Annotated in this window: 11 protein-coding genes; all 11 read left to right on the forward strand. The window is 43.5% G+C overall.

What is annotated here, in order from left to right; genetic code table 11:
• Positions 1–33 precede the first annotated feature (33 nt).
• The 11 genes from H5V42_RS08470 to H5V42_RS08520 all read left to right on the forward strand — a co-directional run bounded on the left by H5V42_RS08470 (position 34) and on the right by H5V42_RS08520 (position 12597).
• Complete coding sequence (locus tag H5V42_RS08470) at positions 34–1131, forward strand: glycoside hydrolase family 88/105 protein (RefSeq protein WP_229665669.1); 1098 nt, start codon at positions 34–36, stop codon at positions 1129–1131.
• Positions 1131–2339, forward strand: a complete 1209-nt coding sequence (locus H5V42_RS08475; protein ID WP_185782727.1) for an alginate lyase family protein — start codon at positions 1131–1133, stop codon at positions 2337–2339. The genes H5V42_RS08470 and H5V42_RS08475 overlap by 1 nt, the downstream gene beginning before the upstream one ends.
• A gap of 28 nt (positions 2340–2367) precedes the next feature.
• A complete protein-coding gene (locus H5V42_RS08480; protein ID WP_185782728.1) occupies positions 2368–3690 on the forward strand; it encodes a Gfo/Idh/MocA family protein in 1323 nt (440 codons plus the stop codon).
• 10 nt (positions 3691–3700) lie between these two features.
• Positions 3701–4015 (forward strand): L-rhamnose mutarotase, encoded by a 315-nt coding sequence (gene rhaM, locus H5V42_RS08485; RefSeq protein ID WP_185782729.1) that lies wholly within the window; start codon positions 3701–3703, stop codon positions 4013–4015.
• 134 nt (positions 4016–4149) lie between these two features.
• Positions 4150–6069 (forward strand): hypothetical protein, encoded by a 1920-nt coding sequence (locus tag H5V42_RS08490; RefSeq protein WP_185782730.1) that lies wholly within the window; start codon positions 4150–4152, stop codon positions 6067–6069.
• A gap of 123 nt (positions 6070–6192) precedes the next feature.
• Positions 6193–7254 carry an isocitrate/isopropylmalate dehydrogenase family protein gene (locus H5V42_RS08495; protein WP_185782731.1) on the forward strand — a complete coding sequence of 354 codons (1062 nt, stop codon included), beginning with the start codon at positions 6193–6195 and terminating at the stop codon, positions 7252–7254.
• A gap of 5 nt (positions 7255–7259) precedes the next feature.
• Complete coding sequence (locus H5V42_RS08500) at positions 7260–7904, forward strand: cyclase family protein (RefSeq protein WP_185782732.1); 645 nt, start codon at positions 7260–7262, stop codon at positions 7902–7904.
• Between the two features lie 6 nt (positions 7905–7910).
• On the forward strand, positions 7911–9290 hold the full coding sequence (locus H5V42_RS08505; protein ID WP_185782733.1) for a four-carbon acid sugar kinase family protein: 1380 nt from the start codon (positions 7911–7913) through the stop codon (positions 9288–9290).
• Positions 9287–10555, forward strand: a complete 1269-nt coding sequence (locus H5V42_RS08510) for an MFS transporter (RefSeq protein ID WP_185782734.1) — start codon at positions 9287–9289, stop codon at positions 10553–10555. The genes H5V42_RS08505 and H5V42_RS08510 overlap by 4 nt, the downstream gene beginning before the upstream one ends.
• Complete coding sequence (locus H5V42_RS08515) at positions 10556–11587, forward strand: Gfo/Idh/MocA family protein (protein ID WP_185782735.1); 1032 nt, start codon at positions 10556–10558, stop codon at positions 11585–11587. It abuts the gene before it with no gap.
• A 2-nt stretch (positions 11588–11589) separates the two neighbouring features.
• Entirely contained in the window at positions 11590–12597 is a 1008-nt protein-coding gene (locus H5V42_RS08520) for a Kelch repeat-containing protein (RefSeq protein WP_185782736.1), read from the forward strand.
• Position 12598: the final 1 nt, after the last annotated feature.

A 12598-nucleotide genomic window follows, 5' to 3' on the forward strand; every position in this document is an offset into this window, starting at 1 on the left:
AATACAACAAATATGAAGCGATTACATAAACCAATGAGCAAAAGCATACTACTGTTTTTCTTAGCGTGCCTCGGGCTAAATGCCCAGAACACCATAAATAAAGAAAACATTGAAAAGGCAATGGTGCGGGCGATGGAATGGCAAGAAGCCCATCCTATTTTTGCACTTGCTCCTACCGATTGGACCAATGGTGCCTATTATGTGGGTGTCACCAGAGCACACCAAACGACCAAGAATCCTATATTCTTGGCAGCTTTGAAAACGGCTGGCTATCGCAATGAATGGAAACCGCTGTACAGAACCTACCATGCCGATGATGTGGCCATTTCGTATGCCTATTTATACGCCAATTCCACTAGAAAAAACTTGGTGGATTTAGGGCCGACAAAAGCATTCTTGGATACCCATTTGTACGAACCCAACAAATGGAAAGATGGCACCGACCCCAATAAGGAAAAAAAGATATTATGGTGGTGGTGTGATGCCCTCTTTATGGCGCCGCCCGTAATCACGGAATACGCTAAGCAAACCGGGGAACAAAAGTACCTCGATGCCATGCACAAATATTACATGGAAACCTATAACTTGTTATACGACAAAGAAGAACATCTTTTCGCCAGGGATACCCGTTACCAATGGGGTGTCAACGAAAAAGACCTCAAAGAACCCAATGGTAAAAAAATATTTTGGGCACGTGGAAACGGATGGGTTTTGGGCGGACTTGCCCTAGTATTGACAGACCTTCCCGAAGATTATAAACACCGTGATTTCTACGTTAACCTGTACAAGGAAATGGCGGCAAGAATTAAAGAGATACAGCATGAGGACGGACTCTGGAGAACCAGTTTACTTTCACCGGAATCCTGGAATCACGGTGAAGTGAGTGCCAGTGGCTTTTATACTTTCGCCCTAGCTTGGGGTGTCAATAACGGACTTTTGAACAAAGCGGAGTACGGCCCAGCCGTAAAGAAAGCGTGGAACGCTCTGATTGCCTGTCAACATGAAAACGGCATGGTAGGTTGGGTACAGGACATTGGTGCCGACCCACAGCCGGCAACAGCAGATAGCTGGCAGAATTATGGCACAGGAGCCTTTTTATTGGCAGGCAGTGAATTGCTAAAAATGGACTAGTGCGAAGCAGAACGTCCGTTTATAGAATCCCTTTACTATTGGGCATATGCTTTTTTATGCAAAGCAATGCCCAATTGACCAATTTGGATTATGATAAGTTGGTAAGGGTCAAAAATGCCATTAAAAATGGGGATGTTCGTTATGTGTCGGCCTACAAGAAGCTCATTAGCCAAGCGGATGAAGCTTTGGATGAAGGTCCTTTTTCTGTACTGCAAAAAAAATTGGTTGCGGCCAGTGGTGACAAACATGATTATTTAAGTTTGGCACCCTATTGGTGGCCAGATCTGGAAAAAGAGGACGGCCTGCCTTGGATTCGTAAAGATGGAATTGTAAATCCCATGACCAAGGGCGATAACGTGGACGACCTTGCAAAAGACAAAATGGTCAATAATGTTAAGGTACTTTCACTGGCCTATTTTTTTACAGGTAAAAAACGCTATGCCCGCAAGGTTAACGAGCTTTTAAAGGTTTGGTTTTTAGATGAAGCTACCCGAATGAACCCCAATCTGAACTATGCGCAGGGCATACCCGGTAAAAACACGGGAAGGGGTTTTGGTATTATTGAGTTTTCTGGCGTGGTACATATTATCAATGCCATAGAATTCTTGGAGTTGAAATACAAGCTCCCAAAAGAGCTGGGCACAGGATTGCGACTATGGTTAAGTGATTACCTAACTTGGTTGCAGACCAGTGAATTTGGCATTTTTGAAAAAACAAGGTCTAACAACCATGGTTCCCTCTATGATGCACAACTGGTCTCCTTATTGCTTTTTTTTGATAGGAAAGAAGAGGCAAAATCAGTGTTGAATTCGGTTTTTAAGGAACGTATAGCACCACAAATAGAATCAGATGGTAGCCAACCCCACGAATTAAAACGAACCAAGGGATTAACATACAGCATTTTAAATTTATCTGCCTTGAACCGATTAGCCTTTTATGGCAAAAAAGTGGGTGTCGATATTTGGGGCCGTGTTTCAGCAGAAGGGGATATGCAGAAGGCCTACAATTTTTTATATCCCTATTTGGACGAAAAGAATAACTGGCCCCATGAGCAACTCGGAAGTATGGAAAAGGCCTTGGAACGATTACGAAGATTGTTCGTAAATTCAGGGAGCATGCTGGAAATACCGAGGTACTGCAACATCGCAGCGCAATTAAAAGATTTAGATGATACCCAACAATTAATGTATCCCTGCATAGGAGAATAACATTGCTATTTAAAAAGAGTACCGAAGAATGAAAAAAGATACCACAGAAAAAAACCAAAGAACAACTGGAGTTTCCAGAAGGAAATTTATTCGCAATACCGCCCTTGCCACAGGTTTAATAAGCATTGTCCCAAGACACGTTTTGGGTAGGGGGTTTATGCCTCCAAGCGATAAAATAAATCTTGGTTATATAGGTTTGGGTAAGCAAGGTGGTATCCTAGCCAACAAATTTCTGAGTAATACGGAGGCCCAAATCGTAGCAGGCGCAGAAGTTTGGACTTCAAAACAAACATGGTTCAAACGACTTGTAGAAGGCTATTATGCCGAAAAAAGAAACGTTTCTAACTATAACGGAGTCACTACCTATTTGGAATACGGAGAACTATTGGAACGAAATGATATTGATGCCGTAGTCATCGCCACCCCGGACCATTGGCATGCCATACAAGCTATAGACGCCATGAAATCGGGCAAAGATGTATACTGCGAAAAACCAATGACCAATACTATCGATGACGGACGGAAAATGGTGGATGCCAAAGAAAAATACAGCCGTATCGTTCAAATTGGTAGCATGCAACGGTCTTGGGAAAAATTCAGAAAGGCACAGGAAATAGTAAGCTCAGGAAAACTTGGGGAAATCAAAAAAGTTTTGGTCAATGTGGGCGACCCCTACCGTCCTTATGACCTTCCTTTTCAAGAAACTCCCACGGGTGTAGATTGGAATCTTTGGTGCGGTCCTGCGCCTTTGATCAGTTATCATGACACCATCGCCCCAGAAGTGGTAAAAACCTACCCGGCGTGGCGCGATTTCAAGGAAACCGGTGGCGGGCGAATCGCAGATTGGGGCACACACATGTTCGATATTGCACAATGGTGCCTGGGAATGGACAAAACCGGCCCCATTTCCTTTATTCCACCAAAAGATCCTAAGGCAGTACGAGGACTTCGTATGTTCTATAAAAACGGAATTAAAATGGTGCACGAAGATTTTGGTCGTGGATGTGCCGTACGCTTTATTGGAACCGAGGGAGAATTGGATGTAAGCCGTGGGTTTTTGGAAACACGACCGGAAACCATTCTTCTCCCCAATGGAGGAGACCCCAAGGGCATGTTCAAAGACCAAGGAAACCACTACCAAAATTGGTTGGACGCCATTAAAACCAGGCAAGAACCTATTTGTAGCGTAGAAACAGGACACCGCTCCGCAACCATTTGCAACGTAGCGAATATCGCTTACGAACTAGGAAGGTCGTTGGAATGGAATCCGGTTAAGGAAAAATTCAAAGGGGATTCCGAAGCCAATAAAATGAGGAAACGGAAGAAACGCAAATACGCAAAACATCAATAGAAAGAACAGCATGCAACGACTCGCTTTTAAAATGAAATTGAATCCTGGGCAAAAGGAAGACTATACGAAACGTCACAACGAATTATGGCCCGAGCTAAAAAAATTATTGAAAGATGCAGGAGTTAGTGAATACTCCATATTCATAGATGAAGATACCGATACGCTTTTTGCCTTTCAAAAAGTTTCTGGTGATGGCGGTTCACAAGATTTGGCGAGTAACCCTATTGTTCAAAAATGGTGGGCCTTTATGGCGGATATTATGGAGACAAATCCAGATAATTCCCCTATCTCTAAACCGCTTGAAGAGGTGTTTTTTATGGAGTGATTTCCCGAAAGTTTTTCACCAAAGCCATCACGACGTCTATTCTTATGATGGCGATACAGTACGGTACAGGATATCAAAATGTTCAAGTCTTTTTATTATTGATACTATTCAAGTAAAACCGAACACCAATTTTTATGGAAAGACGCAGCTTTACCCAACTTTCACTTCTGGCCAGCATGGGGCTCTTGGTACCCTTACATGCCTGCAAGGACAACGAAAAAGAGACCACCGAAAACCTATCGGAGGAAATCCCTTTTGAAACCTTGTCAGCCGAACTACTGACCACGTGGTGCGATGGGATGTTGGCCACCCAAATCAATGACCCAGAAAATCCGGAACTGCATGGGGCATTGTACTGCGAAGCCTGCGATAGAATACACGGCCGTTGTATGGATGCGGTCTATCCGTTTCTATATATGGCCGACACCACAGGGGAACAAAAATATTTGGATGCTGCAATCAATGTTATGAAATGGTCAGAAAATGTTTCAAAACCCGATGGAAGTTGGACAGTGGTTCCTAATCCAGAATCATGGTCTGGGATTACCGTTTTTGGGGCCATTGCATTGGCAGAAGCATTACATCATCATGGTCATATTCTACCTGAGGAAATTAAACTAGAATGGACCGAACGACTGAAGAAGGCCGCTGATTTTGTACATAAAACGTTCAATATAGATTACAGCCATACCAACTATCCGATTACCGCGGTTTATGGTCTTCATTTGTGGGGTGAAATGTTTGACAATGCAGCATATTTAAATCATGCAAGAGAACTTGCTAATGAATTTCCTGGAAGGCTTACCCAACCCAACCATATCATTTTCGGGGAGAACAAACCAGCCACTGAGCCTAGTGAAAAAGGTCTTCTTCCCGTTGATTTGGGATACAATGTGGAGGAAACCTTAAATGGTATTGCCCTGTATGCCGTAGCAGTAAAAAATGATGAACTTTTAGCCTTGTTGGAAAAATCGATGGAAGGCCATTTAGAGTTTATGTTGCCCGATGGTGCGTGGGACAATAGTTGGGGAACCCGACAAAACAAATGGAGCTATTGGGGCAGTCGCACTACCGACGGATGTCAACCCGCCTTTGCCCTGATGGCGGATAGAAATAAAGCCTTTGGTACCACCGCTTATTTAAGTACTGAACTGTTGCAGCGTTGCACTGTTGACGGACTTTTGGCAGGAGGGCTACATTATGGGTCGCACGGTGTTTTGCCCTGTCTGCATCATAGTTTTGCACATGCCAAATCACTGGCCTTTGTGTTGGATAATAGCAAAGAACTTCCCGCGATTACCAAAAGTGAACCCTTGCCCAGAAGTGGAACGTACGGCATTAAACACTTTTCTGACCTTGATGTTTGGTTAGTTTCTACGGGGCCATGGCGGGCTACGGTTTCATCAAATGATGTTGTCTTTAAAAAACCACTATCTCAAGCTGCTACTGGAGGTTCGCTTGCGGTGCTTTGGCATGAAAAAGTAGGGCCTTTGTTTACCGCAAGTATGGCCGAATATCTTTTGGTAGAACCCTATAACCAACAGCCACAACCCGACGATGAAGATATCGCCTTAACCCCAAGAATTGAGGTAAAAAATGACGAGCGTTGGTTCACCAATTTGTATGATAGAAAAGCGGATGTTTTAACAAGTCAGGCCCCAGGAAAATCTGTTGTAAGTGTAAAAACACAGCTGACCGATAACGAGCAAAAAGTATTGGATGATGCTCAGTTCTATCTCACCTATAGTTTTGAGGATGAGTTGACAAAAATCACGGCTATGACTAAAACTTGGAACCCAACCTCTGGTGTTGCTTCTTTGGTGTTGCCTTTGATATCGCCCAATCATGAAAAAGTCGTACAAGTTTCCAAGCAAGAAATCGAGGTGCATAAAAAAGGAGGAAGAGTAGTGATTTCAGCCAATGCACCGATTACCCTAATGAAGACCAAAAAGAGTAGGGTATTCAATATGGTGCCGGGTATGGAAGCCATTCCGCTACAAATTGATTTTGAAGAAGGCATGGATTCAATTGAATGTAGCATCAAGGTGGTGTAAGTGAGTTTCATTGCCCGTTAGTGCAGGACGGTTCACCAGTGAATTAATTGTAAAATTGACTACAATGCCATCGTGGCTATAGACCTAAGTATTATAAATAATAACAAATAAGAAAATCAAAGCATGAGCAAAACCTATAAGATAGCAGTAGTCAATGGGGATGGCATCGGTAATGAGATAGTGCCAGCAGGCGTTTCCATCATTAATGAGGTGGCCAAAAAATACAATTTCGAGGTGGAGACCGAAGACTTTTCTTGGGGTGCAGGACATTACCTGAAGCACGGAGAGTTTATGCCGGAAAACGGCATCGAGACACTTAAACAATTCGATGCCATTTATTTTGGTGCAGTTGGATTACCGGAAGTTGATGATACCTTACCCGCTAAAGACTATACATTTAAGGTAAGAACCGACCTGCAGCAATATGTCAACTACCGTCCGGTTAAATTGTTTTCGGGAGTTAAAAGTCCGTTGCGGGATAAAACCGAAAAAGACATTGACTTCGTCATCATTAGGGAAAACAACGAGGGCGAATTTGTTCAGAACGGTAAGATTTTTTATCCAGATACACCCAATGGCTGTGCGGTAGATACCAGTATGGTGACCCGTTTGGGCGTTGAGCGCATTGCGCATTACTCTTTTAAACTCGCACGAACCCGGAGAAAAAAAGTAACCAATGTGACCAAATCAAATACACTGATTTATTCCTTGGGCTATTGGGACAAGGTCATGCAAGAGGTGGCGGACCAATACCCAGATGTGGAATACAGTAAGATGTATGTGGATAATGCTTCGGCCAGTTTTGTTTTAAAACCTGAAGTTTTTGATGTGATTGTGACCACGAACATGATTGGGGATATCCTTTCTGATTTGGGAGGGGCCATTATGGGTAGTCTAGGTTTGGGAGGAAGCGGAAATATCAATCCGGAAAAGGAATTTCCGTCCATGTTTGAACCCATCCACGGTTCAGCACCTGACATTGCTGGGCAAAATATTGCCAACCCCATAGGCCAAATTTGGTCTGCAGCCATTATGTTGGAGCATTTAGGGGAAAAAGCCGCTGCGGATAATATCGTTGAGGCCATAGAACATGCCACAGCAGGGGGCGATTTGACCAAGGATTTAAAAGGAAACGCGTCTACGTCTGAAATTGCAGAACGCATCAGTTCCTTCATCAATAGCTAGTTTTTATGGAAGGCTTTGGGGACAAAAAAATCATTGATTTAACACTGACCTTGACCAATGAGATGAAGGGGGTGTCCATCACGGAGGCTAGGAATTTGACCAAAGATGGATGGAACGCCAGTACGTTGGAACTGTATTCCCACATTGGCACCCATATGGATGCCCCTTTACATTTTGAGGTCAACCAACAGAGTATTGATGAAATTGCCGTAGAACGCTTTATTAGACAAGCTTGGGTCGTTGACCTCTCTGATATTTCTCCTAGTGCAATGATTACCGTTGCCGATATGGCTCCGATTGCCGATAACATCCAAAAAGGGGAAAGCCTCATAATACGAACGGATTGGAGCAAAAAGTTGGGCACAAAAAGCTATCGTGATGAACTGCCCAGAATAAGTGAAGAGCTGGCCCAATGGCTGGGACAAAAAGGTGTGGGTCTATTGGCTATAGAACCGCCTTCGGTAGCTGATGTCAATAATTTGGAAGAGGTGACCAAAATCCATACCATATTGATGGAACATGATATTATCATTGTTGAGGGACTAACCAACCTAGATGCGCTCACAAAGAATCAAGTCATCTTGATTGCCACACCTTTAAAAATAATGAGGGGAGACGGAGCCCCCGCTAGGGTTTTGGCCTTGGAATAAGAAATTATGAACGACCAGACCATCTTAGCATCCATTAAAGAGGGTGAACGTTTAAAAGGGCGTCAAAGGGAGGTGTGTGAATTTTTAAATAAAAATCCGCGTACCATCGTGATTTTGGACGACGACCCTACAGGCACCCAAACCGTTCAAAATATTCCGGTAATAACCAATTGGTCCGAAGAAATCTTAGCGCTAGAAATGCAGCACAGTAGTGTATTTTTTGTGTTGACGAATTCCCGTGCATTACAAAAAAGTGAAGCGGTCGAATTGGCCGAGACTTTGGGTAAGCGTCTAAAAAAACTAGCAACGACACACGATAAAAAATTGATTGTCATCAGCCGCGGAGATTCGACATTGCGCGGTCATTATCCTGATGAGGTCGAGGTTTTGGCAAAAGCATTGGGTCATCAAGACGGAAAACATGCCCTGATTCCCGCTTTTTTTGAGGGAGGACGGTTCACTTATAAAGACATTCATTATGTCCGCGAAGAAGACCACTTTGTGCCTGCAGCGGAGACCCCTTTTGCCAAGGACAGCACTTTTGGATATAACAACTCGAATTTACATGATTATGTTTTGGAAAAATATCAGGGTGATTTGACCACAGATAAAATTGTTTCAGCAAGTATTGATACCTTACGTTCGGGGGGAGTTTCAAAGGAACTTTCAGAAAAGATTCGAACCCAGTATTGTATTGTTGTCAATGCCACTGTCCATGCCGACCTCGAAAATTTCGCATTGGCGGCCTTACGATCCGGTCAGGATATCGTATTCAGAACCGCAGCTTCTTTTGTAAATGCCATTCTGGGGCAACGGCCTGCTAACTTATTGGATAAAACGGATATTGTCCATCAAGAAAGCACGGGTGGATTGATTGTCATTGGTTCATACGTTCCGAAAACTACGGCCCAATTGAACATCCTAAAAAACCATTATGACGCTGAATATGTGGAGTTGGATGTCAACGCGCTTTTCACAGATGCCCATTTAGAAGATACTTTAGCAAAAAAAGCAAGGCTGTTAGATGATGCTTTAGAAAATGGAAAAAATATAGTGGTTTATACCAGCCGAAAAGTAAAAACGGGAAGCAGCAAAGAAGAAAGTCTTGCCATTGTCAATGTAGTATCCCAAGCCTTGACCAAGCTGGTTGAAATGATTGGGGTACAACCCCGATTTATTTTGGCAAAAGGGGGCATTACCTCAAGTGATATTGCCGTAAAATCATTGAACATACAACGCGCAAGGGTGTTGGGGCAACTCATAAAAGGGGTGCCCGTTTGGCAGGCCAATGAAAAATCAAAGTTCCCGGCGATTCCCTACATCGTTTTTCCTGGAAATGTAGGTAGCGACTACGATTTGTATAACGCATTAAAAAAGTTGGAATGAGCACAAAGAACCATTTTCCGAAGCGCTACTTTATGGTGGCCGGCACATTTTTACTGGCCCTGTTGCTATATATTGACCGAATCTGCATCTCAGTGGCGAAAGAGCCGATTTCTGCAAGTTTAGATCTAAACGATAAGCAAATGGGCTGGGTATTGGCTGCGTTTTCCTTGGGGTATGCGTTCTTTCAAACCCCATCGGGACTCATGGCCGACAAATACGGTCCTAGAAAAATACTGGCAGGTATTGTCACCTTGTGGTCCACGTTTACCGCATTAACGGCCGCCGCTTGGAATTTCAGTTCACTATTGGTGGTCCGTTTTCTTTTTGGTGCGGGCGAAGCAGGCGCATTTCCTGGCATGTCGCGGGCCATTTACAATTGGTTTCCGTTACAAGAACGAGGTATCGTAACAGGTATCAATTTTTCGGGTTCAAGATTGGGTGCGGCATTTGCGTTGCCCTTAGTAGCTTGGATGATTGAGGATTTTGGATGGAGAACTACATTCTTGGTTTTGGGAGTGATTGGAGTAGTTTGGGCTTTGGGCTGGTATTTTTTGTTCAGGGATAGGCCCGAAGAACATAAGGGTATTTCAGACGGCGAAAAAGAATACATATTGGCCACTAGGCAAGATAAAAAAGTGTCTGCCGCTAAAGAGAAAATAAGTTTTCGCCAACTGTCAAAATCCAAAAACATGTGGTTGGCCATGGGGCAATATTTCTGCAGTAATTTCACCTTCTTTTTTGCGTTGACGTGGTTGTTTCCCCATATCAAGAAAGAATATGGTCTTGAAACTGTTGAGGCGGGATTGTATACGGCGGTACCCTTAATATTCGGAGCTTTTGGCAACTGGTTTGCAGGTTGGTTGATCGATAGGATTTTTTCTAAAGGCAATTGGGACAAGTCTCGAATTTTACCAGCATCCTTGGGTTTTGCCTTGGCCGCTATTGGGCTGATTGGCAGTATTTATATGGATTCTGCCATAGGTGCCATTATCATGTTGAGCATCGCCATTTTTGGTGCCGATATGACCTTACCGCCCTCCTGGGCCTTTTGTGTGGATATTGGCAAACAAAATTCAGGAGCCATATCGGGTACGATGAACATGGCCGGAAACATAGGCGCATTTATAACGGCCCTATTATTTCCGTATCTTTTGGATTGGACAGGCTCTACAACCTTATTTTTTGTTGTAGGGGCGATTTTGAATATTATTGCGATTTTCTTGTGGTCAAAAATGCGGCCCCAATATCACTTTACTGAATACTAAATGAAAAAACTAAGAGCGGTTGCCGTAGGCATAGGGTACTTTAGCCGGTTTCAGTATGAAGCTTGGTCAAGGTTGGATGAGGTAGAATTAACTGCCATTTGCGGTAGGGATTTAGGGAGGACAAAAGCCTTTGCGGCCAACTATGGTGTGCCAAATGCGTATATCGATGTCAACGAAATGCTAGAGCAAGAAAAGCCCGATTTCATTGACATTATTACCCCGCCTGAAACTCATTTGGAGTTCTGTAGATTGGCGGCCCAAAAGGGCGTACATAGTATTTGCCAAAAACCAATAGCGCCAACCTTTGAGGAAGCAGAAAAAATTGCAGCATTGACTACGGAATATGGGGTGCGCATTATGGTACATGAAAACTTTAGGTTTCAACCATGGCATCGGGAAATTAAAAAATTACTGAACCAAAATATAATTGGTGACCAACTGCTTGCACTGCAATGGCGTATGCGTATGGGCGATGGTTGGCAGGAAGACGCTTATATGAACCGTCAACCCTATTTCAGGGAAATGAAGCAACTTTTAATGTACGAAACAGGAGTGCATCTTATTGACGTGCTGCGTTATTTTGGGGGAGATATTAACCAAGTACTTGCGAAATTAAAACGCTTTAACACCAATATTAAAGGGGAAGACACGGCCCTAGTACTGTGCGATTTTTCAAAAGGTGGTACTGCAATTATAGATGCAGGTCGTTATCATGAGAGCACCTGTTCAAATCCAAGATTGACCTTTGGGGAGGTAAGAATTGAAGGAAATAGAGGTGTTATTCACCTTCTTGAAGATGGTACAATTACCATTAAACGTTTAGGGCAGCCGGAAACCGTGCATCCTTATACCTTTGAGGACAAGAATTTTGCTGGTGATTGTGTGTACGCTACACAAAAACACTTTATTGAACAATTGCAATCAGGAGCGCCATTTGAAACTGATGTTCACGACTACCTGACCAATATTAAAATCATTGATAAAATCTACGAATCAAATAAGAAGAACCTTCCCCAACAGATTAATTCGTAGTTATGGCCAGCATAAAACAAAGGTTGTGTGGGATTGTTGTGATTGTTCTTTTTATCGGTTATCATCATGATTTATGGGCTCAGGAAACGGTTAGTATCGACTGGAAGATTTCCCATGCCACTATTGAGGCTGTAGCACGGCATGAGAACAGTTTTGTAGCCCTAGGGGATAATTTTTATCTAATCGGAGGAAGGGGTATCAAACCCTTGGCTATCTACGACACCCTAACAAATTCTTGCGGAACAGGTAAAGAACCGCCTATGGAAATTCATCATTTTCAGGGCGTGGCCTACAACGGTAAGATATATGTTATTGGGGCGATGACCGGAAAGTATCCGTATGAAACCCCAGTACCCAACATACTGATATATGATCCAAAAGAAGATAATTGGGAAATGGGCGCGGAGATTCCCAAAGAGCGACGTAGGGGTTCCTGTGGAGTTGTCATAGATGGGGATAGTGCTTTTCTGATTAGTGGTATCGTTGATGGGCATAATAGTACCCATGTACCATGGACGGACCGTTTTGATTTCAAGACTCAGAAGTGGACTGTTTTGCACGATGCGCCAAGAGCGCGTGACCATTTTCATGCCGCCCTAGGAAACGGTAAAATTTATGCAGCTGGCGGAAGAAATTCGTCCTATGCAACCAAGCAGACCTTTGAACTTACCATAGCGCCCATTGATGTCTACGATGTTAAAACGGATACGTGGTCTACCTTGGAGAAAGCGCACAATCTGCCCACCGAAAGAGCGGGCTGTTCGGCTGTATACTACAATAACAATCTTGTTGTATTAGGCGGGGAAAGTGTGGCCCTAGAATTGGCCCACAATCAGGTGGAAGCCCTTAATTTGGAAACCATGCAATGGAAAGCATGGAAACCTTTGAATAGGGGTCGACATGGTACCCAAGCCATTCTGCATAATGGAAACATTTACATCGCTGCTGGTAGCGGTAAACGTGGTGGGAGACCAGAATTGGATTCCATGGAAATATTAGTTTTGGAATGAG

This window comes from Croceivirga lutea (assembly GCF_014235875.1).
Lineage (GTDB): Bacteria > Bacteroidota > Bacteroidia > Flavobacteriales > Flavobacteriaceae > Croceivirga > Croceivirga lutea.

What these genes read in the sequence shown, in the direction of transcription:
- H5V42_RS08470 (WP_229665669.1), top strand. Translation starts at nt 34, where the DNA reads ATGAGCAAAAGCATACTACTGTTTTTCTTAGCGTGCCTCGGGCTAAAT.
- H5V42_RS08495 (WP_185782731.1), top strand. Translation starts at nt 6,193, where the DNA reads ATGAGCAAAACCTATAAGATAGCAGTAGTCAATGGGGATGGCATCGGT.
- rhaM (WP_185782729.1), top strand. Translation starts at nt 3,701, where the DNA reads ATGCAACGACTCGCTTTTAAAATGAAATTGAATCCTGGGCAAAAGGAA.
- H5V42_RS08500 (WP_185782732.1), top strand. Translation starts at nt 7,260, where the DNA reads ATGGAAGGCTTTGGGGACAAAAAAATCATTGATTTAACACTGACCTTG.
- H5V42_RS08490 (WP_185782730.1), top strand. Translation starts at nt 4,150, where the DNA reads ATGGAAAGACGCAGCTTTACCCAACTTTCACTTCTGGCCAGCATGGGG.
- H5V42_RS08520 (WP_185782736.1), top strand. Translation starts at nt 11,590, where the DNA reads ATGGCCAGCATAAAACAAAGGTTGTGTGGGATTGTTGTGATTGTTCTT.
- H5V42_RS08505 (WP_185782733.1), top strand. Translation starts at nt 7,911, where the DNA reads ATGAACGACCAGACCATCTTAGCATCCATTAAAGAGGGTGAACGTTTA.
- H5V42_RS08510 (WP_185782734.1), top strand. Translation starts at nt 9,287, where the DNA reads ATGAGCACAAAGAACCATTTTCCGAAGCGCTACTTTATGGTGGCCGGC.
- H5V42_RS08515 (WP_185782735.1), top strand. Translation starts at nt 10,556, where the DNA reads ATGAAAAAACTAAGAGCGGTTGCCGTAGGCATAGGGTACTTTAGCCGG.
- H5V42_RS08480 (WP_185782728.1), top strand. Translation starts at nt 2,368, where the DNA reads ATGAAAAAAGATACCACAGAAAAAAACCAAAGAACAACTGGAGTTTCC.